22 protein-coding genes are annotated in these 21,857 nt (G+C 52.2%); 13 read left to right on the top strand and 9 right to left on the bottom strand.

The genetic code is table 11. The features are described from left to right. Positions 1-19 precede the first annotated feature (19 nt). Positions 20-1,270 (bottom strand): sporulation integral membrane protein YlbJ, encoded by a 1,251-nt coding sequence (gene ylbJ, locus NSU01_RS30000; RefSeq protein WP_076248149.1) that lies wholly within the window; start codon positions 1,268-1,270, stop codon positions 20-22. 428 nt (positions 1,271-1,698) lie between these two features. Here ylbJ and NSU01_RS29995 point away from each other — a divergent pair, with 428 nt between their 5' ends. Together NSU01_RS29995 and NSU01_RS29990 are read left to right on the top strand one after the other, a co-directional pair. After that, entirely contained in the window at positions 1,699-2,082 is a 384-nt protein-coding gene (locus NSU01_RS29995; RefSeq protein WP_042139845.1) for a globin, read from the top strand. A gap of 27 nt (positions 2,083-2,109) precedes the next feature. Beyond that, positions 2,110-2,814: a DUF2225 domain-containing protein gene (locus NSU01_RS29990; RefSeq protein WP_042139844.1), complete on the top strand. Its 705-nt coding sequence runs from the start codon at positions 2,110-2,112 to the stop codon at positions 2,812-2,814. Positions 2,815-2,938: 124 nt separating this feature from the next. On the opposite strand, the gene NSU01_RS29985 is transcribed toward NSU01_RS29990, so the two are convergent. Beyond that, a complete protein-coding gene (locus NSU01_RS29985; protein ID WP_039307194.1) occupies positions 2,939-3,169 on the bottom strand; it encodes a hypothetical protein in 231 nt (76 codons plus the stop codon). Then, the gene (locus NSU01_RS29980) at positions 3,166-3,321 is read right to left on the bottom strand and encodes a YycC family protein (protein WP_076248154.1); all 156 of its coding nucleotides are present in this window, start codon (positions 3,319-3,321) and stop codon (positions 3,166-3,168) included. The genes NSU01_RS29985 and NSU01_RS29980 overlap by 4 nt, the downstream gene beginning before the upstream one ends. A 104-nt stretch (positions 3,322-3,425) precedes the next feature. Between NSU01_RS29980 and NSU01_RS29975 the strand changes: the two genes are divergently transcribed. Continuing rightward, the gene (locus tag NSU01_RS29975; protein ID WP_076248156.1) at positions 3,426-5,225 is read left to right on the top strand and encodes a M3 family oligoendopeptidase; all 1,800 of its coding nucleotides are present in this window, start codon (positions 3,426-3,428) and stop codon (positions 5,223-5,225) included. 385 nt (positions 5,226-5,610) lie between these two features. Further along, on the top strand, positions 5,611-6,021 hold the full coding sequence (locus NSU01_RS29970; RefSeq protein ID WP_042139842.1) for a hypothetical protein: 411 nt from the start codon (positions 5,611-5,613) through the stop codon (positions 6,019-6,021). Positions 6,022-6,154: 133 nt separating this feature from the next. On the opposite strand, the gene NSU01_RS29965 is transcribed toward NSU01_RS29970, so the two are convergent. Further along, the gene (locus NSU01_RS29965) at positions 6,155-6,388 is read right to left on the bottom strand and encodes an alpha/beta-type small acid-soluble spore protein (protein ID WP_039307200.1); all 234 of its coding nucleotides are present in this window, start codon (positions 6,386-6,388) and stop codon (positions 6,155-6,157) included. A gap of 101 nt (positions 6,389-6,489) precedes the next feature. Next, the gene (locus NSU01_RS29960) at positions 6,490-7,461 is read right to left on the bottom strand and encodes an aldose 1-epimerase (RefSeq protein ID WP_076248159.1); all 972 of its coding nucleotides are present in this window, start codon (positions 7,459-7,461) and stop codon (positions 6,490-6,492) included. 441 nt (positions 7,462-7,902) lie between these two features. Here NSU01_RS29960 and trpS point away from each other — a divergent pair, with 441 nt between their 5' ends. Next, entirely contained in the window at positions 7,903-8,892 is a 990-nt protein-coding gene (gene trpS / locus NSU01_RS29955) for a tryptophan--tRNA ligase (protein WP_042139840.1), read from the top strand. Here the strand turns inward: trpS and NSU01_RS29950 are convergent. Continuing rightward, on the bottom strand, positions 8,889-9,080 hold the full coding sequence (locus NSU01_RS29950; RefSeq protein ID WP_042139839.1) for a hypothetical protein: 192 nt from the start codon (positions 9,078-9,080) through the stop codon (positions 8,889-8,891). The two genes, trpS and NSU01_RS29950, sit on opposite strands and share 4 nt — an antisense overlap. Before the next feature lie 439 nt (positions 9,081-9,519). Next, positions 9,520-10,524, bottom strand: a complete 1,005-nt coding sequence (locus NSU01_RS29945; RefSeq protein WP_042139837.1) for a metal-dependent hydrolase — start codon at positions 10,522-10,524, stop codon at positions 9,520-9,522. A 258-nt stretch (positions 10,525-10,782) separates the two neighbouring features. Between NSU01_RS29945 and cyoE the strand changes: the two genes are divergently transcribed. Both cyoE and NSU01_RS29935 read left to right on the top strand, forming a co-directional pair. Continuing rightward, entirely contained in the window at positions 10,783-11,715 is a 933-nt protein-coding gene (gene cyoE / locus NSU01_RS29940) for a heme o synthase (protein WP_042217328.1), read from the top strand. 56 nt (positions 11,716-11,771) lie between these two features. Then, complete coding sequence (locus NSU01_RS29935) at positions 11,772-12,389, top strand: SCO family protein (protein WP_144026206.1); 618 nt, start codon at positions 11,772-11,774, stop codon at positions 12,387-12,389. 94 nt (positions 12,390-12,483) lie between these two features. Here NSU01_RS29935 and NSU01_RS29930 read toward each other — a convergent pair whose 3' ends face one another. Next, complete coding sequence (locus NSU01_RS29930) at positions 12,484-12,834, bottom strand: DNA primase (protein ID WP_039307212.1); 351 nt, start codon at positions 12,832-12,834, stop codon at positions 12,484-12,486. Between the two features lie 181 nt (positions 12,835-13,015). Further along, the gene (locus NSU01_RS29925; protein WP_076248161.1) at positions 13,016-14,191 is read right to left on the bottom strand and encodes an MFS transporter; all 1,176 of its coding nucleotides are present in this window, start codon (positions 14,189-14,191) and stop codon (positions 13,016-13,018) included. A 256-nt stretch (positions 14,192-14,447) separates the two neighbouring features. On the opposite strand from NSU01_RS29925, the gene NSU01_RS29920 reads away from it, so the two are divergent. The 6 genes from NSU01_RS29920 (at position 14,448) to NSU01_RS29895 (ending at position 21,845) form a co-directional block, all read left to right on the top strand. Further along, positions 14,448-14,891 carry a hypothetical protein gene (locus NSU01_RS29920; RefSeq protein WP_042139835.1) on the top strand — a complete coding sequence of 148 codons (444 nt, stop codon included), beginning with the start codon at positions 14,448-14,450 and terminating at the stop codon, positions 14,889-14,891. Positions 14,892-14,942: 51 nt separating this feature from the next. After that, a complete protein-coding gene (locus NSU01_RS29915) occupies positions 14,943-16,085 on the top strand; it encodes a transglutaminase-like domain-containing protein (RefSeq protein ID WP_042139834.1) in 1,143 nt (380 codons plus the stop codon). A gap of 111 nt (positions 16,086-16,196) precedes the next feature. Further along, positions 16,197-18,278, top strand: a complete 2,082-nt coding sequence (locus NSU01_RS29910; RefSeq protein WP_076248164.1) for a penicillin-binding protein 2 — start codon at positions 16,197-16,199, stop codon at positions 18,276-18,278. Between the two features lie 92 nt (positions 18,279-18,370). Next, positions 18,371-20,461: a penicillin-binding transpeptidase domain-containing protein gene (locus tag NSU01_RS29905; protein WP_042139832.1), complete on the top strand. Its 2,091-nt coding sequence runs from the start codon at positions 18,371-18,373 to the stop codon at positions 20,459-20,461. Between the two features lie 75 nt (positions 20,462-20,536). Continuing rightward, on the top strand, positions 20,537-21,316 hold the full coding sequence (locus tag NSU01_RS29900) for a Cof-type HAD-IIB family hydrolase (protein WP_076248166.1): 780 nt from the start codon (positions 20,537-20,539) through the stop codon (positions 21,314-21,316). A 43-nt stretch (positions 21,317-21,359) separates the two neighbouring features. Then, a complete protein-coding gene (locus NSU01_RS29895; protein WP_042139830.1) occupies positions 21,360-21,845 on the top strand; it encodes a DUF456 family protein in 486 nt (161 codons plus the stop codon). Positions 21,846-21,857: the final 12 nt, after the last annotated feature.

Here is a 21,857-nt window from a genome sequence, read left to right as displayed (position 1 = left end):
AACACAATATTTGAATGAGTTAAAAACGCCGCAGCCTGCCCGCCAGCAGCATCAGCAGCGACAGCACAAGCATACAGGCCAGCAGCAGGCAGAGCAGGCTGATGCTGCTGATCAGGGCCGAATCCGGTGAAGCCAGGCCGGAGGCAACGGGCAGCGCCCCCCACTGTCCGGCCATTCCTGAACTGACCACCGGCTTCCAGAGCAGAAGAACAAGCCCGGCAGAGAGCAGGGCATGCACTAACCGTGCGGCCATAAAGGGAAGGTAACGCAGTCCGGTGCCATTCAGTATACTGGCTACCTGGGCGTGAACGGATAATCCTCCCCAGGAGAGGATGAACGCTGCAGCGGCCACCTTGAACTGCAGCGGAATTCCTGCAGCCGCTTCTCCGGCCGAGCGGGCCCCGAGTGTCACCTCGAATAACCCGCTGACCAGAGCGGCCGAGAGCCCCGGCGGGAATCCGGCCAGGGACAGCAGCCGGCCGGTGGAACTGAACAGCATGGACATAATTCCGGCGCGGGCAAGCAGCTCCATCAGCACATTGAAGAATACTACCAGGCCCCCAACGACAATAATAAGCTGCAGCGAGGACTGGATGGCGTTCCTCAGCAGTTCGCCGAGACTTCGGCCGTCTTTACGGCGGGCCTCAGCCATTGCATTCATCGCGGTGCGAAGTCTGCCGTAGCTTGGTCCTGGCGGGGCTGCAGATGAGGGCGCTGCGGGGAGAGAGGGAGCTGTCCCGGAATCCCCGGGTCTGCTGCGGCCATGAAATGACATCAGCAGGCCAACGATGAATCCGCCCCCGTAATGGGCAAGGGCGAGGATAAGCCCGAGTGAGGCATCATGGAAGAACCCGACGGACACGGCGCCAAGCAGGAAAATAGGGTCTGAGGAGGTGGTGAAGGCCACCAGCCGCTCCCCTTCCACCTTGCTGATCATACCCTGCTCCCGCAGCTTGGCGGTTAATTTGGCCCCGACGGGATATCCTGACACATATCCCATGGCAGCCACGAATCCGCCGCTGCCGGGTATATTGAAGAGCGGGCGCATAAGCGGATCAAGCAGCGCCCCGAAGAGGTGGACGATGCCAAAGCCCAGCATGATTTCAGAAATGACGAAGAAGGGGAACAGTGAAGGAAACAGCACGTCCCACCAGACAGCCAGCCCGCGAAGTGCCGCATCCAGAGAGCTGGACGGATGGATCAGCATCAGCAGCATGCAGCCCGCCAGCAGGATACCGAGCAGCGGGCCGGCAATTTTGTTCAGTGACATTGATGGCACCTCCAATTCTATGCTTAGTTGTATGCCGGAAGTGGGACAAACAGCACAAAAATAACGCAGAAAGCGGTTACATTTACCGGTGCTTTTTCACCGGAATTATGATATTATAAAATTAATTAATGCACATCTGATCAAGATTGATTTAAGGGATGGAGTGATGGTGATGAGTGTAGTTGCCGGAGTTCTTGTTTGTGCTTTTGTATATGTAATCCGGGTCTCTCTTGTCCCGCCTGGTGATGAAGAATTTAGAACCTACTGACTACAGTAGTTAACGAGCGCTGAACTTAGGTTTGGCGCCTTTTTTTGTGTTTTTTCCCTTAGGATGCATGTCTTAAGGCAGGGATAACTGTGGAGCTTATTTTTTGGTATAATAAAATAACTGCTTGTCAGATTAACAGGGAAGAAGGCTGAAGCCTCCAATGAATTCGAATGAGAGTCTGTTTGACAACCTGGGAGGTGCCGAGGGAGTTCACCGTCTGGTGGAAGTGTTCTACTCCAAGGTACAGCTCCACCCGCAGCTAAGTCCGTTATTTCCTGAAGATATTACTCCTGTACTGGAGAAGCAATATCAGTTTCTAAGCCAGTTTTTTGGTGGTCCTGCCCTTTATTCGGAGCAGCACGGCCATCCCATGATGAGAGCCAGGCATATGCATATTCCCATCACTCCGGAACGGGCGGATGACTGGCTGAACTGCATGAAGGCCGCACTTGAAGAGACCGGTGTGGAAGAGCCCCTGCGTTCGTTCGTACTCAGCCGGCTGGCGGGTCCTGCGCATCATTTTGTCAATATGCCCCATGAATAAGAGCTGCTGTGAAAGGATGAGGGCATTTTGCCGGAATTAATACCCCTGTATTCAATTAAGGTTGTATGCTGCAACTGCGAACATGAATTTTCAACATCCAGAGTACGTCCCAGTCTCAAAAAAGCCATCCGCCGTGATGCTGATTTCTGCTCGTATTACAAGGATGAGAATCCTGACTATTATGTTGTACGTGTCTGTCCGAAGTGCGGCTTCGCATCCACGGAGAATTCAGCAGACAAACTGGTGGAATGGCAGCGCAAATCTTTTGAAGCGCAGGTGGGCAGACGCTGGGTAACCCGAGACTTCGGGGACAAGCGCAGCTGGGAGGTAGCTCTGGAGACTTACAAGCTGGCTCTGATCTGCGCACAAAGCATCAAGGACAAGGAACGGATCATTGCAAGTCTGCTGCATCATATTGCCTGGCTATACCGCTATCAAGGGGATACTGTACAGGAACAGCGTTTCTTGCGTTACTCGCTTGATGAGTATGTGAAGGTGTTCGAGAATGATTCCTCGGGAGGAAATGATGCCCGTCTGATGTATCTGATCGGGGAGCTTAACCGCCGTGTCGGCGAGTTCACTGTGGCTGTAAGGTGGTTTTCCCGTGTGATTAATGACCAGAGAATTACAGATGCGGCTATGATCCGCGCTTCACGTGAACAGTGGGCCATTCTGCGGGAGCAGATGCGCGGAGAAGAGATTGATCCGGACGGCCTTCCGTCGGCTACATAGAGAACCGTACTTGGATTTTGAATGTCGGTCCGCAGTCATCCGGACACCAAAAAGGCGTAGAAGAGAAAACTCCTCATACGCCTGTATTTGGTGACGGAAGCGGGGGCGCACTGTCTTCCGCTGCTTAGCGGACAGCCCGGTCGAACAGCAGATAGTCCCCGTCATTGTCGATGACCGTGGGGCTGGCACTGCAGCAGGGGAAGACCAGCAGCTTTTTTTTGCCGTCACGCACGATTTGCAGCTCTTTGGGCTTCATAGGCAGAAGAACATTCTCCTGGTCGCAGAACGGGCAATATTGTACGTACATGTCTCCCAGAATAATATCATAAGGCCAGGTATGGCTAAAGGGAATCATTCCTTGTCCTGCTCTGTGCTTGCTTTCTTGGATAATTCGGCGATTTTTTGCAGCAGGATATGTTGAGGCATATGCATCAGGTGTTCCAGCGGAACTCCGAGTTGTTTGGATAACGTAATGGCCGTTTCCGGCGAAATTTGCAGTGGCTTCACAAGGGTGGCCTCCTTAACATTGGTGGACTATCGTAATTCACTTTACCATGGCTGCAGCACAAATACAAAGAAAACCAATATGAACAAAGGAATGGTGAGAATACATGAAACAGCCTTTATCATTGACCTGGGAACTGGAATCCATTTTCCCTGGAGGTTCGGCTTCCCCCCAGTTTGAGAGTTTTTTGAACCATCTGGAAGAAGACATTGAGAGCTTGCGCCGGCAGGTCGCTGCGGCAGTTGCGCCAACCGATGCTGCTTCTACGGAGTCGCTGGACGGTGTGATCGAACTGCTGCAGAGCTGTGCCGGACGCCTCACGCAGGCTGCAGAATTCACCGGCTGTCTGGGAGCCCAGAATCAGCAGGACAAAGGGGCTGTAAGGCTGTCGTCCAAGGTAACTGGCATGCGGGCCGGATTCGAGGGCGTCAGCTCTGCATTCGACAATGTGCTGCGCCAGACTCTGGACGGGGTATGGGCTGAATGGATGGCCCGGCCGGAGATTGCCCCGCTGAGCTTCGTGCTCAACGAGAGCCGTGATCAGGCCCGTGAGAAGATGAGTCCGGAGCTTGAGAGCCTTGCGCTTGAACTGGCAGTTGACGGATACCATGGCTGGAGCGAGCATTACGAAACGATCGTGAGCCGGGTCCAGATTCCTTTTGAGGATGAAGAAGGCCTGAAGCTGCTGTCTGCCGGCCAAGCCTTCAACAAGCTGGATGACGAGGACCCTGAGGTCCGCAGCACCATGTTCCGCAAATGGGAAGAGGCCTGGGCCGGCGCTGCTGATTATTGTGCTGATACCCTTAACCATCTGGCGGGATTCCGCCTGAAGCTGTACAAAGGCCGGGGCTGGGAGGATGTGCTGAAGGAGCCGCTTGGCATTAACCGTATGACGCGGGAATCGCTCGATGTGATGTGGGAGGTTATTACGAAGAACAAGCCTGCGATTGTGTCCTACCTGCAGCGCAAGGCGAAGCTTCTTGGCCTGGAATCCCTGGCCTGGGTTGATGTGGAAGCGCCTGTCGGCAAGTCCTCCGGCAAAATCCCTTATGAACAAGCGGCAGCCGACATTGTTACCCAGTTCCGCAAATTCAGTCCGAAGCTGGCGGACTTTGCCGAACATGCTTTTGACAATGACTGGATTGAGGTCGAAGACCGTGCGGCCAAACGCCCCGGGGGATTCTGCGTATCATTCCCGGAGAGCAAAGAATCGCGCATCTTTATGACCTACAGCGGTACTCCGTCCAATGTATCGACGCTTGCGCATGAGCTCGGTCACGCCTATCATTCGTTCCTGCTGGATGACCAGCCGCTGTTCAATCAGAACTATGCCATGAACGTGGCTGAGACGGCCTCAACCTTCGCTGAAGTCATAGTGGCTGATGCACAGGTGAAATCCGCAGGCAATGCTGAGGAGAAGCTGGCGCTGCTTGAAGCGAAGATTCAGAACAGCGTAGCGTTCTTCATGAATATTCACGCCCGCTTCCTGTTTGAGACCCGCTTCTACGAGAAACGCAAAGAGGGTCTGGTGAATGCGGAAGAACTGTCTGCCCTGATGGAAGAAGCGCAGAAAGAAGCCTTCTGCGGTGTGCTCTCAGAGTACCACCCGCATTTCTGGGCCTCCAAGCTTCATTTCTATATCACGGATGTGCCGTTCTACAACTTCCCTTACACCGTCGGATATATGTTCAGTACCGGACTGTACCGGCTTGCGTTGCAGGAAGGCGCATCCTTTGCTGATAAATATGACAGCCTGCTGAAGGATACCGGAGTCATGACACTGGAGAATCTGGTGTCGAAGCATCTTGGCGTGGACTTGTCCAAGCCGGACTTCTGGCAGGGGGCCGCAGATTTGATTGCTGCAGATATTAATGAATTCCTGGAAATGACAGCGCATCTGGCCTAAGAATTTGTCGGAAATAAGGCGAATTGATTTTTTTGCAGTAAAACAATAGCTGTAGAATATGGTATGAATACGCAAAGCCCCTGGATACAGGGGCTTTTTTAGTAGCGTTTTTGTCGAAAAAGGGCGATATAAGGATGGATTTAGCTAATAGTATTAAGAAATTTGCGCATTCCTAGGGATAATAACCCAATTATGTTGAATAATGTTGTATGCGTTTAATTAGTGACCTATAATGTGCCTAAAGCCTTATATAAGGGCTGTTAGGCTGATATTTTACTACTCTGTATTTTTGCCCACACAAAACTTAAGCCATAGCTTACGAAACGTGTTTGTGAAGCTGAATCATGGAATTTGTATCACCCACAAAACTTCTAGGAGGATATGTATGTTGAGGACGGAACAACTATCGCTGGCAAGACAAATCGATCTGGTGTTTAAGGAACTGCAGGAAGAATTGTCAGGATTGACTTCCGGTATCGTATTTGTGCAAATCAGAAATAACGTCATCGGCAAGTTCGGCATCCGCCATAATCCGCTTGCCGGGCGCAGCGGGAGCTATGCAGCGGAGCAGGAAGGATTGACTGCGGGTCAGCAATCTTCTTTCCGGGTGATGGCTCTGGAGAGCCTGAAGTACAAGAAGCGCTGGACTCATGGCGAGATCAGCTATGAATTTGCCGTCCGCCAGGGGATGGTGGTTGTGGATGCGACACTGGAGTCTAATTACAATATGGCCAACCTGATGATCCGCTACCCCCGCAGTAACCATGGCGATGTCTCTGACCAATCCTTTGGCTGATTACCCGATTATATATATCTTTGGTATGCCCATATAAAAAGCCCCCCTGCGCTTCGACGAGAAGCGCGGGAGGGCTGTGAAGCTGCTCGGCCTAAGCTATGCGCTTGGCCGGATACTTATGATAAGGCTGCTACTACGAACGACCGGACAGTTGTTGCTCTGCCAGTTGCACCAGACGTTTGGTGATGTATCCTCCCAAAGAACCGGTTTCGCGGGAAGTGTAGTTCCCATAATAACCGTCAGCCGGGATAGTTACTCCAAGCTCTTGTGCTGCTTCATATTTCAACTGCTGCAGCGCTGCATTCGCTTGAGGAACGACCAGGTTGTTAGAACGGCTACCACGACCTTGTTGACCTGCTTGACCCATGTTTGTTCACCTCCTTCGCCCGTTGTGAAGATAGTATGAGCGCTAGGGGGAGAATTCATGCACGAATTTCGAAGGTTTAGAGGCTGGTAATTATATGAAATTTACCCGCCGGGATAAATCATCTGCAAGCTGCTGCCGAACACGAGTATCTGGCCTGGTTCAAGCGTGACCATTCCGGTGAAGGAAGCGTCCTGCTGAAGATTCGGCGCATCCGGAAGCCAGGTGAGCGGTTCAATGCAGAGGAACTGGTCAGCCTCTCCTTTGGTATAGAGGACCCAATGGCGGAATTGTTCCTTGTCCACCGAATAACGCAGTCCGTAGCCGTCATCGCGCATCAGTAACGCTTCGGCAGGCTGATGATCATCCATCCTCAGGGCCGTATCCAGATTCTTGCCTTGGAGATTCATATGGCTGTTAAGACTATCGAGTTCACCGAGCGGTAATAAATGTCCGCTAGGCAGGAGTTCATTATTTAGCTCATAAACGCTTTGCACAGGGAGAGTTATGCTCCAGCGCTCAGGGGTGCCGTCAAGCATAAACCATGTATGATAGCCTATACCAAATGGAATGCGACTGCCGCCCAGATGGGTAACCTTGAGTGTCTGCACCAGGTCAGGCCCCTGCAGGCGGAATGTCATCTCAAGCTTCAGCGGCTCGGGAAATTGCCTGATCCACTCCGGATCATCCGTAGTTGTGAATTCGGTTGTTACCGCGCAGCCTTCCTCGTCTTCTTCAATATCGCTGACACACCAGGCTTGGGTACGGTGCAGGCCGTGAATATGATGATCGCCTGAATTTCGGTCGAACTGGTAGCTGGTGCCATCGAACGCGAACTGCCCGTTTCGGATACGGCCGGGCGGTACCAGAAGCGGAATACCGAAGTGATAAGGTTTCTGAATATAAAAAGCCAAGTCGCTTTCATCAGGCTGGCGCAGGATTTGCCGCTCCTCCTTGCGGTCCCATAAGGAAATTACATTGTTCCCCAGCCGGGGCAAAAGCGTGACTTCCAGCTCACGGCTATGCAAAATGTACGTATCATAACCGTTCCACTGCCCTTTGGTCACCTGTTTCATAAGAGATATGCTCCTTTGATAAACTGTAATCAGATCATACACGAATATCCTTATCATACCAGATTTATTCGGCGGTGGTTAGAGATTTGACAACTTCTCCGGCACGCTCTATGATGAAGGCAACAATGAATGACAACAACGTGATGACAGGGACAAGTAAGCATGGACTGTACCTTCAGAAAGCCGGTGGCTGATGTGAACCGGTGGTGCACCTCTGACCGAATGGACCCTTGAGCGCCGCGATCGAACAGGCTGCATAAGCCTTCAGTAGACCGGCCGGCTCTTCCCCGTTAACGGAAGCTAAGGCTGCTTGCCTGTCCTTCAGGGATAACTTAGGAGCAGCGAATAAGGGTGGTACCACGGTCTCACGTCCCTTGCGGATGTGGGGCCTTTTTGCGTCCTGACGCAAACGGAATAAACAGATGATGGAGGATAAAGATCATGGCTAAAAAAGTATTATCGGGGATTCAGCCCAGCGGTTCGCTCACGCTCGGAAATTATATCGGAGCGATCAAGAATTTCGTCAAGCTTCAAAGGGAATATGAATGTTACTTCATGGTGGTGGATCTGCATGCCATTACGGTTGCCCAAGACCCCGCTGCCCTTCGTGAGAATTCGGAATCGGTAGCTGCATTGTATCTGGCTGCAGGCATTGATCCTGCCATCTCCCATGTCTACATGCAGTCCCACGTGCCTCAGCATGCTGAGCTGGGATGGATTCTGACGACACTGACTGCTATGGGTGAGCTGGAACGGATGACGCAGTTTAAGGATAAATCGGCAGGCAAAGAATCCGTAGGAGCCGGATTATTCGTATATCCATCGCTGATGGCTGCAGATATCCTGGTCTACAACGCCGATCTGGTACCGGTGGGTGAAGACCAGAAGCAGCATCTGGAGCTGACCCGCGACTTGGCGGGGCGCTTCAATCACCGGTTCGGTGATTTCTTCACCATTCCTGAGCCGTATATTCCTGAAGTCGGGGCGCGGATTATGTCTCTGGATGACGGGACCAAAAAAATGAGCAAAAGCGACCCAAATGCCGGCAGCAGAATCGGTCTGCTGGATCCGCCGGATGTCATCCGCAAAAAGATCAGCCGCGCAACCACGGATTCAGGACGCGAAGTGGTATTTGATCCGGCCAATAAGCCTGAGATCAGCAACCTGATGAGTATCTATGCCGAATGCTCGGGAATGAGCCTCCAGCAGATAGCAGACAAGTATGAAGGGCAAATGTATGGCGGCTTCAAAAAAGAGCTTGGCGAAGTAATCGTCGCCCTGCTTGAACCCATCCAGCAGAGATACCATGAGATCCGCAGCTCAGGCACACTGGGCGATATTCTGGCTCAAGGTGCCGAAAGCGCGCGCAGCAGTGCTGCCCGGACACTGGAAGGCGTGAAGGAACGGATGGGCTTCCTGCCTTACCGTTAAGAGGAGGGCAGCTTGCGCTCGGCCTTGCGTCTCAGCCGGGCTTTGATGATGAAGCCCCAGCCGATATTGAGCACGCACAGGGCGCCGAGCAGCAGCGCCAGCCAGATGTTATAGCTGATTGAAATGGAAGCTGCCGTAAGTATGAGAATTGAAGAGCAGGCGAACCACAGTGACAGACCTTTACCCATATGTTCCAGCCTTCCTTTCTGCTGCAATAGCGGTGGAGTGAGTCCCGGAGTGCTTTCTGCACCCCGGGATTTTCAATTCATATCATGAAGTATATACTGTAACCGCTTTATTGTGATTGTGCCTTATGCGGTCCGAGGCGTCAAGAGGCGGCAGACCTCAGGAAGATTTAACCTGCTGCAATTTTAGAACCAGTAAAGGTCCAATGACGGAATCCTGCACAGAATACAACATTTTCTTTATTAAATCGCCTCTAATCAAAAATTGTTGCACAAAAGGCAGCATTCTCCTCCTTCATAGCCGCTAAGCGGGGGAATTGCTGTATTTCATACAACAATTCGTAAAGAGGGTGAACTTCAACTCATTGCCCGTATAAATTAAAAAGATGGCATCCGCATGGGCGGATGCCATCCATCTACATGATATGCCTTGTTTACGCTGCTATGTCTTAACTGTCCCCGGATCAATGGCGAAGCGCTCGTCGAGCTTCTCACTGCTGAGCCAGCCTACATAAGTATTCAGCGGATGATATTGGTTGTCCATGACCAGTACTGCAACGAACGGGAATTGCTTACGGTGTAAATAACGAACATCCCCCCAGCGTACAATATAACCAGAGGGCAGCTCTTCGACCTCGGCGACAGCGTAAGAGGTAAAATACAGAAAAGCCTGAATATCCGGATGGGATTTCGAATGTTCAACCGCGGGGTGAGTGGAGCACACCGCATGCTTGAACCATTCCAGCTTGCCGTTGTTCAGCAGTCCGACGTTGTAGCTGCCATCCGGCTTGGCTTTGACCACGTTCCAGCGTGTAGGCGAAATCGTAGGGATGACAAAGTACCGGTCACCAGCATTATGGTGCACATCCTTGTTCTTGATGTTACGTGTGATACGCGCATGTACGAGCGTCCGCCAGATGTAATACAAGACGATGCTTGCGTATAGGGTAATGAACAAGGGTGCCGGAGGCACAATCCCGCTGATCCAGAGAATGATCGCTGCCGCATGGCTGCCGAAGATGAACGGGTCGAAGATGTGGATAATATTCCAGGCAATCCATTTCTCGGTGAACGGGCGTGCCGCCTGGGTCCCATAGGTGTTGAACAGATCCGAGAACACATGGATGGCAACGCCGATGAAGCTCCAAAGCGCAATATGGCTTAAGGCATGGAGATCCGTTAATCCGAAGACCGGACCTATGACCACTGTGATCAGAGCCGGCCATAACAGTAAAAAGGGCAGGGAATGGGTGATTCCCCTGTGATTGCGGATATAAACTGCGTTGTCCTTCAGCCGCAGCGCAGTATCAGCATCCGGTGCCTGAGAAGCGAGTACAGTAGCGACCATTACGGCACCGGCAAGTGTCCCATTCGCGGCGACTGAAGGATCAACGAACGACAGACCGGCGAGTCCCAGTCCCATAACAAAATGTGTAGCGGTATCCATTGGTCAGATCTCCTTTGTACGGAAGTTCTCTATTAATAACTACCCAATTTAGCGTCCAGTTATTTAGGGGGGAGGAAATAAATATTGTCACGTAATTGTCGAATTGATGAACATCATGGTCAATGATTGTCAAAGTCTTTCCCAGTTTGCTATGATAAAGTTAATAGCGGAGCGAGTAATATTATCCAGATGCAGCCGAACGGTTACTAAGGCTCCGGCGGAACGTTAAGAAGTCCCTTAGAAGGAGGAACACCATACGTGGACAATCAATTGAGATATCAAGCTTCTTCCGATTCCGCATCAATGTCTGCCAAGTCTCCACCGGAAGGTGCAAGCTGGCGCGACTTCATTACGGTGACGAAACCCGGTATTATCCGTTCCAATCTGATCGCTGCTTTTGCAGGCTACTGGGTAGCTTCAGGCTGGGATGTACAGTATGGGCGCTTAATCCTTACCCTGCTAGGCACTATGCTGGTTATGGCCTCGGCCTGTGTATTCAATAATTATTTCGACCGGGATCTGGATATGAAGATGGAAAGAACCCGTGAGCGGGGCTTGCCTACAGGCAGGCTGAAGCCTCAGACAGTGCTGCTGTACGGCATTGGGCTCGGTATTGCCGGCCTGGCTGTGCTGTTTGCTTTTTGCGGAGTACTGGCTGGACTGTTTGGCATCGTCGGCATGTTCGTATATGTTGTAGTGTATACCCTTTGGCTCAAAAGAACATCTACCTGGAGCACTTCCGTGGGAGCCATCTCCGGTGCCATGCCGCCTGTAATCGGTTATGTGGCTGTTACCGGAACCGTAGACCTTGGTGCCTGGCTGCTGTTCGCCATGCTCTTCCTGTGGCAGCCGCCCCACTTCTGGGCACTTGGTATCCGCCGCAAAGAGGAGTACAGGGCCGCAGGGTTCCCGCTGCTTCCAGTGGTCAAAGGGACGCGCCGCACCAAGTTCCAGATGATCCCTTATGTGGCACTGCTGCTGCCTATCCCTGTACTGATGTACATGTATGACTATGCAGGAATATTTTATCTGATCGTATCGTCAGCTTTGTCGCTGGCCTGGCTCTATTTAACCTTAATCGGATTTAAGGCGAAGGATGATGATGCCTGGGCCAAGAAAAATTTCTTCTTCTCCATTAACTATCTGACCATAAGTCTGATTGTGCTGGTATTGAATACGATCCACGGTTAAATTTTAGATACACGCGGTGGAAGTACGGATTCTTATGATGAATGGGGAGGGGTCCTGTGCAGACCTTGAAACGCTATAAATGGACCTGGCTGATGCTGCTGGCGGCGGTAATTATGGCCGTCTATCTGGTAGTGAATTCGCTTAGCTTCGGAGACAAGAAGCTGCCGGTCATCGGGGAGGTACAGGACTTCTCTCTGGAGAATGTGGATGGACAGCAGGTGAGCCTTGCGGATACGGCAGGCAAAGCAAGGCTGGTCTATTTCTTCTTCACCGAATGCCCGGATGTGTGCCCTATTACTACTTACATGCTGTCACAGACACAGGATCTGCTGGTGAAGGATGGCAGCTTCGGCAAGGATATTGAATTTGTCTCCATTTCCTTTGACCCGGAGAACGACACACGTGAAGCGATCAGGGCATTTGGCGACAAGTTTCATGCCGATTATAACGGCTGGTATTTCCTGCGCGGGGATCAGGAGCAAGTGCGCAAGCTGGCGGCTGAATCATTCAAGGTTCTGATCTACGGTAACAGTAAGGATGATTTTGCCCATGCCAACCTTATTGGTCTGGTAGACCGGACCAACCGCCTCCGGGGATTATATGATGCCGGGGATACGGAGAATGTGACTCCGGAGTTTCTGGCCGAATCGGTTAAGAAGCTGGCCCGTGAATAGATTTGCCCGAATAAACCAAACGCCTTGCCGGACTCCTTCCAATTAAGGAGGGACCGGCAAGGCGTTTTTGGTGTTGACTATAGACCGAAGCCAGCTAGTTGTTGCTGAACGGCTGCGGATAGAGAATATATTCCTCAAGCCCGGCTTTTTCAAGCTGGGTGATGCTGTACTCGTCAGGAGTGCCTTCGACACCGGCATAACCCCGCCGGGTATACATATGCACCGCATCGGGAAAGGCATCGCGCAGTACGCCGCGGATTTTTTTGCCGGAGCTGTCATTGTCCATATACAGGTATACTTCTCCATCACCGACAGTGCGGCGCAGGGATTCCAGCTTGAGTGTGTTCAAGGTGCCGAAAGTGCACAGAATGTCGACCTCCGGCGCGAGCAGCCGTCTCAGCCGGCTGCGGTCATTCTTGCCTTCGACAATAATGGTAATGGACATAGGTGCTCACTCCCGGATCGTAGTTGGTTATGACGATATTGTACCTAAGCTTCGCCAATTTTAACAGTTCAAAGAGCAATATGTATTCATTCCCCGGGAAATGTCGTAAAAACAAACGTCATCAAACAAACAATCACCCGGCAGAAAAAATGCGGGTGATTGCTGGCGAATGCGGCTGGAATCAGGCGGCATGGCCGTTCAAGCCCGGAGAATAAGCAGCGGGACTGCCGGATCTTCCGGGGGGGAGCAGCAGAAGGGCTGTCATCAGCAACACGAAGGCAATGAAGTAAGGGGAGACATAGTCCCGCAGCTGTCCGGCGGCTACCGGCCCGGCAAATGCCCCGAGCGACATAGCAATGGATTGCAGCGAGAAGCTACGTCCCATCCGGCCTGCACCGCCCAGACTGATGAACAGGGAAGCCATGGCCGGGAATAACACACCTTTGGCTGCGCCCAGCATGAACAGAACGACTCCCGCCGGGATGCTGCGGAAGGCGGCCAGAGTGAAGAAGCAGATCGCCATTCCCAGCAGGGCGGCAGCAATGCGGATGCCAGGGGCCAGCCGGTTCAGGAAGAACAGGCTGAGGGTTAGTAGTGCCCCGAGGCTGAGCAGCGACAGCAGAATTCCGGTCGAAATCATTCCGCCGCTTCCTTGAGACAGCGGAAGTTCAAAGAAGAGTACCCCTTGGGAGCAGGATACGAAAAAAGGCAGCAGATAGTAGCGCTTAGAGACTGGAATAACGGCTGACAGCGGATTCGCCGCTTTCTCCTGCGGCAGCGGCAGAGCGGGTTTGTGTACAGCCAGCGCAGGAGAATGCTTCGGGACACTGAAGAAGGCCATCACACCTGTCAGGATGAGCAGCCAGCCCAGCGTGCTGAAGGTACCGGAATAGCCGGCCTTGGCCACGATGAACGCACCGGCCGCCGGTGAGACCACAGAGGCCAGCGTGTGGATGATTCCGTGGCCTGACATGTACTTGCCCTGGGTAGCCGGGTCAGAGGAGAGGGAGGCCAGCAGGGTCATGCAGGCAGGCGAGAGGAAGGCCAACGCGAAGCCGCTTGCTGCGCGCAGCAGCAGCAGATGCCAGGGCAGCTGCGCATGAGCCTGGAGCAGCAGGATTAGTCCGGCTGCTGTAAGGGCAAAGACGATGTAACGGCGGCTGCCGTTGCGGTCAACCAGTACACCGGCCAGCAGGTTGCCGGGGAGGTGGGTCAGCGAATACATCCCCATCATCCAGCCGATAAAGGCCGGCCCAGCTCCCAAAGACATGGCAAACGGCGTCAGAATGGGATACTGGGCATGCAGGTCAAAGAAGGCAAGGAACAGAAACAGATACAGCCACAGCGCGGTTTTCACGGGTAACACCTCCAGATTGGTGGCCAGCCGATGAGTAATGGAACGGAATTCACTTGGAAGAAACGGCCTACTTGTACTTTACGTGCACCGGAGGGGGCTTATACCATTTTCTTGGCCAGACTCTGTATGCGCTTCTGCAGCCCGGGAACCATGAATTATAAGAGGTATTCATGTATAATAATTATTATTAATGATATGTCTGACGGGACAGGAGTCCCGGAGTGGCGAAATTTGCGATAGGGGTGTTGTGAAATTGATGGATCCGGCAGTGTGGTCACAATTTATCAGAGAGAATTGGCTTGTTATCGTTATTGCGCTTGTCCTGCTGTTTGCAGTAATTAATCTCGTTAAGACTGTATTGAAATGGGCAATTGTTATCATTATCGTTGCAGGCCTGTTCATCTACAGCGGGGTGACCATGGATCAGATAGGTAATGCTGTTAACAAAGTGGCGGACGGGACGGTCAGCACACTGAAGAACGAAGCGCAGGAAGTCATGCTTAAGGAAGCGCAGGATGCGGTGTATACCTCCGGCGGTGACGGTACTTTTACGATCACTACTCCGAACCTGGAAGTGAAGGGCTCAGCAGCAGAGGATAAGGTTGAAGTAATCTTCCGCGGGGTCAGTCTTGGAAAGTGGAGTGTAACGGATACCACCAAAACATTTATCGATGAAGCCCGGAAACAGGCCGGCAAATAAAAGTGCAGCTGAACTTTGGGCAGGCTGGCCGCAGAAGGAGGAGCGAGAGAGATGCTGAACAGCTGGTTAGATAGTCTTAGTGAAGCCAATATCATCTCGATCGTCCTGCTGGTGGTCGTGCTGTTCTCCGTACTGCAGGGATGGGGCCGGGGCTTCAAAAGGGCGGCCGGAGGGCTGTTCGGACTGCTCGGCTCCGGAATAATGGCGATCGCGGCCCTGATCATGGCGGTTCCGGCCGCTGTATACCTCTCGCCACTAGCCGGGGAGTGGGCATCAGGCGTTGTTCTGCCTGACATCCGGCTGAGCCAGTGGCAGCAGGTGTATTATACAGCCGTATCGGTGCTGGCGAACTCGCCGCTTGTGCGGTTCCTGCTCCTGCTCCTCCTGTCCTACAGTCTGATCCGCCTAATGCTGGGTCTGCTGTTCCTGCTGCTGCCTTTCCGCCTGCCGCGGTTTTCGTCAAGGCCGGGAGGGAAGATCACGGGGGCCAGCCGCTTAAGCGGAGCCGTTCTAGGCTTCGCCGCAGGGCTTGCCCGCGCACTTGTCCTGGTCTTCGCGCTCTACATCGGCGTAGGGCTGAATCCGGACAGCGGCTTCAGCCGCTATGTGGAGTCCTCGCCGATCTACAGCCAGAGTGCGGCAGCGGTATTTGAGCCGCTGGCCGGTGAACAGGTCCGGGGGAAGCTTCCGGTGCTGACCAAGGCGGTAGCCGCCGAGATGAATGATATTCTGCGGCGCAAATATGAAGTGATCGACCATGATATCTCCGCGGACATCGCCGGTGCAGCCGCAGATATTGCCGGACAGGCTGACGGGGATGAAGAGAAGGCCAAGCTGCTCTATGATTGGATCGGCTCACGCATCACCTATGACTATACCAAGGCAGAGAACTATGAGCAGAAACGGATCTGGCATGAGCAGACCCCGCAGGATACCTTTGATACCCGGCTGGGGGTATGTATAGATTATGCCCGCCTCTATGCCATGATGGCCCGTTCGCAGGGCCTTCAGGTGCGGGTTGTAACCGGCAGGGGCTATGACGGGCAGGGCGGTTATGGCCCCCATGCCTGGAATGAGGTCTATATCAGCAGCAGGGAAGCCTGGATTCCGCTGGATTCTACCTGGGCCAGCAGCGGTAACTGGTTCAATACCAAGGATTTCGATTCAACGCATATCAAGGAAAACATCCTCTGACAAGAAGCGGGAGCTCCTCCATCTATGGTACAATAACAGCGTGTAAGAAGAGCTCTGCCTGTGGACTGCCGGATACACGGTTTTGCATAACATACAAGGAGAGGACATGCTGTGAGATGGTTCGGTAAGCCGGGCTCCCGCCCGGATGGAGGTTCAGCCCGAAACTACCTGAGTTTACGCATAAATCTGTTTTTCTTCGGCACTTTTTTTATTTTCTGCATTATTATTATCCGCCTTGCAGGGCTGCAGTTTGTGGAGAGTCCTGAGCTTACTGAGGTCGAGGCCAGCCGGGAGACCAAGGATGTGCCGCTTGCCGCGATCCGGGGAATTATTCATGCTGCCGGCGGTGAGAAACTTGCCTATTCCACATCCATTCAGTCGTTATATATCACTTTAACCAAAGAATATACAGCCAAAGCCAAGAATAAGGACACCGGAGTATACGACTTCACTGCTCAAGCCAAGGCAAGGACGAAGTCACTGGTGGCGCGGCTCACGTCAGTTTTTAATGAATATGGTGATCCTTCCGCCAAAAAACTCTCGCAGGAGGATATCCTTGCTCTGCTGGATCTTGATTATAAGAAATCGCTTGGTTATGTCCCGCGCAAAATCAAGACGGGGCTGACGGTGAAGGAAATCGCTCATTTCATGGAGAACAAGGAAAGCTATCCCGGGGTAGCTGTTGTGGAAGAAAGCGTCCGCCATTATGACAAGGATACAGTGGCAGTTCAGACGGTAGGCTATATGAAGCTGTTCCGTTCTACAGAGGACTATAATATATACAAGAATATCCGTAATGCCATGAAACAAACGGGTGCTGATCCCGGCCTGACTTACAGGGAAGATGAATTTGTCGGCATCTATGGTCTCGAACAGCAATATCAGCGCGAGCTTAGAGGCAAGAACGGTTATCAGACCCTCTCCGTTAATCCGCAGAACATGGCTGAGGAAGTCATTGCATCGGTTCCGCCTGTCAAGGGCAACGATATCTGGATGACGATCAATAAAAACGTGCAAATGAAGACAGAGCAGGCCATTCTGGATCAGATCCGCTGGCTGCATACCAATCCGGTCCAAGGCAAATATCATCCGGATGCCCTAACCGGGTATGCGGTTGCGATGGAAGTAGATACAGGCAATGTAGTAGCGATGGCCAGTATGCCGGACTATGATACGAATGTCTGGAATGCCGAGAAGCTGCTGCCGGAAGTATACGATAAGATCAAGGATAATTACCAGAACGGGACGATTAATGAGAATATCTCCGGCTTCTCAGGCAATGGGCTGAAGTCCTTGATTTTCCTGGGTTCCACAATCAAACCGTTAAGTGTGTTAATTGGTCTCAATGAAGGCTTATTCACCACCACCGATACGTATACGGACAAGGGAATCGCGTATTTCGGCAAGGATGACAGTTCCTCTGTAAGCAATTCCTCAGGGCACGTCCTGGGGCCGCTTGATCCGGCCAAGGCGATCCAGGAGTCATCCAATGCTTTTATGGTAGACTGGGTCGGCAATGCGCTCTATAAGAAGTATCAGAGTGAAGGAATCGCGGTATGGGACAAGTATATGAAGGCCTTCGGACTTGGGGTTTCGACACAGAGTGGACTGCCGGGTGAGAGTGCCGGAGTTGCCGATTATATCAACACGAAGCAAGCGGGTTCTGTCCAGGCGGCGTTAGTCTTTGCCTCCTTCGGTCAGAAAGGCAAGTATACCGCACTGCAGCTTGCCCAATATACAGCGACGCTTGCCAATGAAGGGGAACGGATCAAGCCGCAGCTGGTCAGCAGGATTACAGATGCCGGAGGCCATACGGTCAAGGAATTCGGACGGGAAGTTCTGGACAAAATTACGTTTGATCCTTCGTACTGGAAGGAGATCAAGCAGGGGATGAACACGTCGGTTAAGGTGTTTGACGGATTCCCGTATGATTTTGCCCGCAAGACAGGGACCTCTGAAATGGATGCGTACGGTGCGGTCCGTGACAACGGAGTCTTTATTGCTTATGCTCCTCGCGAGCATCCCAAGCTTGCTGTAGCGGTGATTATTCCGGAAGGCGGCTTTGGATCGAACAGTGCTGCACCGGTGGCCCGCAAAATATTTGAAGCCTATGACTCAGAATACGGGCTCGATGGAGTCCCCAAAAAAAATCTTCCGCCAGTAGAGCAGAAACAAGAGTCAACTGTGAACTAAGAGGTTTATATTATTTTTCCCGCTGAAACGGTGCTGTCCTTATCAAGGGCAGCCAAGCCGTTTCCACTTGAGATGTAGAGGAGTGAAAAACTGTGAGTGTTTTCCGAAAGCAGGCCTCTCCCCCGGACGAGAAGGACAGCAAGAGTTCGCTTGGCCTGCGGCTCAACGTGTTTTTCTTCAGCACGTTTGTAATCTTTTGCGTAATTATTATCCGTCTGGCTGTTGTGCAGTTTGTGGAAGGACCTAAGCTGACCGAGGTGGAGACCAGCCGGGATACCAAAAGTGTACCGCTCGCGTCCATCCGTGGTGCGATTCGCGCAGCCGGAGGAGAAGAAATTGCCTATTCGACCTCCGTTCAATCGCTGTATATCACCCTGACGAAGGAATATACGGCCAAAGCCGTGGATAAGGAGACCGGAATCAGTGCACTGAAGCCGGAATCTAGAGCTAACGCCTATGCGCTGGCAACCCGGCTGGTCGAGGAATTCGATAAACACGGTGATCCGGACGGCGAGAAGCTGACGGTGAATAATGTAATTACTTCATTGGATTTATATTTCAAAAAATATTCGGGTTATATGGCACGCAAGATCAAGTCCGGTCTTACCACCCAGGAAGTTGCTTATTTCATGGAGCATAAAAGCGAGTTCCCCGGTCTTGAGATTGTTGAAGAAGGCGTGCGGCATTATGACAAGGACACAGTTGCTGTGCAGACAGTCGGGTATATCAAGCCCTTCAAATCGTCCAGTACACTTAATATCTATAAGAACATACAGAACGCAATGAAGAAGATCGATGCCGATCCCGGCCTGAACTATAAAGATGATGAGTTTGTCGGCTTTGACGGTCTGGAGCTGCAATATCAGCGGGAGCTGCGCGGCAAGAATGGTTATCAGGTCATTTCAGTGAATCCGCAGAATATGGCCGAGAAGGTTGAAGAGGTTGTGCCGCCGGTCAAGGGTAATGATGTCTGGATGACGATTAATAAGAACGTCCAGCTCAAGACGGAAGAGGCCATTACGGAGCAGATCAGCTGGCTGCACAGTCATGCCGTTCAGGGCAAAACCCACCCCGATGCACTCACGGGTTATGCCGTAGCTATGGAAGTGGATACAGGCAATATTGTTGCCATGGCCAGTATGCCGGATTATGATACCAATGTCTGGACGGCGGAGAAGCTGGATTCCGATACTTGGAATAAAATTATGGGTAACTATCAGAATGGGACGATTACTCCGTATTCTTCGGGGATGTCCGGCCATGGATTCGGTTCTACCGTATTACTGGGTTCAACCATTAAGCCGCTGAGTGTGCTTGTGGGCTTGAACGAAGGATTCTTCAGCACCTCTTACCGGTACAATGATAAAGGGATCGCTTATTTCGGTAAGGATGACAAATCCTCCGTGCGCAATTCCTCCGGACATGTCTACGGTTCGATGGACCCGGCCAAAGCGATTGAGGATTCCTCCAACGTATTCATGGTGGATATGGTCGGCAAGAAGCTTTATGAGCAATATAAGGGCAAGGGGATTGAAGTTTGGGATAAGTATATGAAGGAGTTCGGCCTCGGTGTCTCCACACAGAGCGGGCTTCCCAATGAGTATCTGGGACAGATTAACTATACCGATATCAAGGCAGCGGGCAGTGCGCAAGCCGCACTGGTCTATGCCTCCTTCGGGCAGCAGGGCCGTTATACGGTGCTGCAGCTGGCACAGTACGCTTCCACGCTTGCCAATGAAGGTGTGCGCATCAAGCCGCAGCTGGTCAGCAAGATCACCGACTCTGAAGGCAATGTGGTCAAGAAGTTTGAGCGCGAGGTGCTGGATGAAGTAACGACCTTTGACCCGTCCTTCTGGAGAGAAATCAAACAGGGCATGAACAGTAAGGTTACTGCCTTTACGGATTTCCCTTATGATTTTGCCCGTAAGACAGGTACCTCCCAGCAGCTCGGTAAAGGTGAATTGCGTGATAACGGGGTATTTATTGCTTTTGCCCCGCGTAATAATCCTAAGTTAGCAGTTGCTGTGGTCATCCCTGAAGGCGGGTTTGGTTCCAACAGTGCCGCGCCGGTCGCGCGTAAAATATTCGATGCGTATGACTGGGAGTACGGGCTGGATGGCAACCCGAAGAAAAATGTAAAAACTGCAGATCCGGCCAACGGAGATGCCGTAAACACAAACTGACGAACCGCCGTAGCCTGATTGACAAATACACAGCTGCTCCCGACCGGGAGACATACAAGAATGGAGGGGTGGCAAATGATTGCCAAATACCGCCTGCTTGCATTGGATATGGATGGAACCCTACTGAATGATGAACAGAAAATTACCCCCAAAACGGTGGAATGGATCAAAAAAGCGATGAATGCCGGCGTACATGTCTGCCTGTCTACCGGACGTTCGTCCCGGAGTGCGATGCCTTATGCCGTGCAGCTTGGCCTCGAGACCCCGATGATTATGGTAAACGGAAGTGAAGTCTGGCGCGCACCGGGAGAACTGTACCGCCGGTCCCTGATGGATGTGGAACTGGTCAAACAGATGCATAAGATTGCCGAAGAGTTCGATATCTGGTTCTGGGCATATTCCGTGGATGAAGTATACAACCGCGACACCTGGGACGGCGAAATTGACAGCAGGGAATGGCTGAAGTTCGGTTATTCTACCGAGGATAATGATATTCGCCATAAGCTGCTGATGCGTCTGCAGGAGCTGGGCGGGCTGGAGATCACCAATTCCTCGCCGTTCAATCTGGAGATTAATCCGCTTGGCGTCAACAAGGCATCCGGCATTCTGGAAGTCTGCAAGCTGCTTGGCATTAATATGTCCCAGGTTGTGGCCGTCGGCGATAGTCTGAATGATCTGGCCGCCATCCAGCAGGCCGGATTCGGCGTAGCGATGGGCAATGCCCAGGAGACCGTTAAGCAGGAAGCCGATGCTGTTGTGGCTACGAACAATAATGACGGAATCGCGGAAGTGATCCAGAAGTATATTCTTGCGGAGGCCGGAACCTCGGCCGGTAGAATTTCTAAGCAGGCTTAGCTTACTTATCCTATCCAAAACAAAACTTGAGGAGTTGAAGGAATTGACGATCCTGGGTTGGATTCTGATCATTGCTTTGTTTGCAGTAGGGCTGGCAGGAGCGGTATATCCAATCCTGCCGGGCGCGCTGGCGATTTATCTGGCCTTCTTCGTATACGGCTGGTTCTTTTCCTTCCACTCCTTCGGCGCCTGGTTCTGGATTATCCAGACACTGATTGTAGTGGTCCTGTTCGTTGCCGATTATGTGGTCGGGGCCTGGGGAGTCAAAAAGTTCGGCGGCTCACGGGCATCCGTCATCGGCAGCACGATCGGCTTGATTATTGGCCCCTTTCTCATTCCGGCCTTTGGTCTGCTGATCGGCCCGTTCCTCGGGGCCTTTGTCGGCGAACTGATTGCCGGCTCGAAGCCCGGCAAGGCGGTCAAGGTCAGCTTCGGCTCCTTGCTGGGGCTGTTCAGCAGTACCGTAGTCAAGATCATTTTGCAGATTGTTATGGTCGTCCTCTTCTTTATCTGGATCGGACGGTATTAAATTTATTGTGAA

Origin of the sequence: Paenibacillus sp. FSL H8-0259 (assembly GCF_037963255.1) — a bacterium.
Classification (GTDB): domain Bacteria; phylum Bacillota; class Bacilli; order Paenibacillales; family Paenibacillaceae; genus Paenibacillus_AQ; species Paenibacillus_AQ phytohabitans.
The sequence above is the reverse complement of the archived record's forward strand: the minus strand, read 5'-3'. Positions and strand labels throughout refer to the sequence as shown.

What these genes read in the sequence shown, in the direction of transcription:
- NSU01_RS29950 (WP_042139839.1), bottom strand. Translation starts at nt 9,080, where the DNA reads ATGGGTAAAGGTCTGTCACTGTGGTTCGCCTGCTCTTCAATTCTCATA.
- ylbJ (WP_076248149.1), bottom strand. Translation starts at nt 1,270, where the DNA reads ATGTCACTGAACAAAATTGCCGGCCCGCTGCTCGGTATCCTGCTGGCG.
- NSU01_RS29995 (WP_042139845.1), top strand. Translation starts at nt 1,699, where the DNA reads ATGAATTCGAATGAGAGTCTGTTTGACAACCTGGGAGGTGCCGAGGGA.
- NSU01_RS29945 (WP_042139837.1), bottom strand. Translation starts at nt 10,524, where the DNA reads ATGGATACCGCTACACATTTTGTTATGGGACTGGGACTCGCCGGTCTG.
- NSU01_RS29930 (WP_039307212.1), bottom strand. Translation starts at nt 12,834, where the DNA reads ATGTCCATTACCATTATTGTCGAAGGCAAGAATGACCGCAGCCGGCTG.
- NSU01_RS29915 (WP_042139834.1), top strand. Translation starts at nt 14,943, where the DNA reads ATGCTGAACAGCTGGTTAGATAGTCTTAGTGAAGCCAATATCATCTCG.
- NSU01_RS29970 (WP_042139842.1), top strand. Translation starts at nt 5,611, where the DNA reads ATGTTGAGGACGGAACAACTATCGCTGGCAAGACAAATCGATCTGGTG.
- NSU01_RS29985 (WP_039307194.1), bottom strand. Translation starts at nt 3,169, where the DNA reads ATGATTCCCTTTAGCCATACCTGGCCTTATGATATTATTCTGGGAGAC.
- NSU01_RS29960 (WP_076248159.1), bottom strand. Translation starts at nt 7,461, where the DNA reads ATGAAACAGGTGACCAAAGGGCAGTGGAACGGTTATGATACGTACATT.
- trpS (WP_042139840.1), top strand. Translation starts at nt 7,903, where the DNA reads ATGGCTAAAAAAGTATTATCGGGGATTCAGCCCAGCGGTTCGCTCACG.
- NSU01_RS29965 (WP_039307200.1), bottom strand. Translation starts at nt 6,388, where the DNA reads ATGGGTCAAGCAGGTCAACAAGGTCGTGGTAGCCGTTCTAACAACCTG.
- NSU01_RS29975 (WP_076248156.1), top strand. Translation starts at nt 3,426, where the DNA reads ATGAAACAGCCTTTATCATTGACCTGGGAACTGGAATCCATTTTCCCT.
- NSU01_RS29900 (WP_076248166.1), top strand. Translation starts at nt 20,537, where the DNA reads ATGATTGCCAAATACCGCCTGCTTGCATTGGATATGGATGGAACCCTA.
- NSU01_RS29920 (WP_042139835.1), top strand. Translation starts at nt 14,448, where the DNA reads ATGGATCCGGCAGTGTGGTCACAATTTATCAGAGAGAATTGGCTTGTT.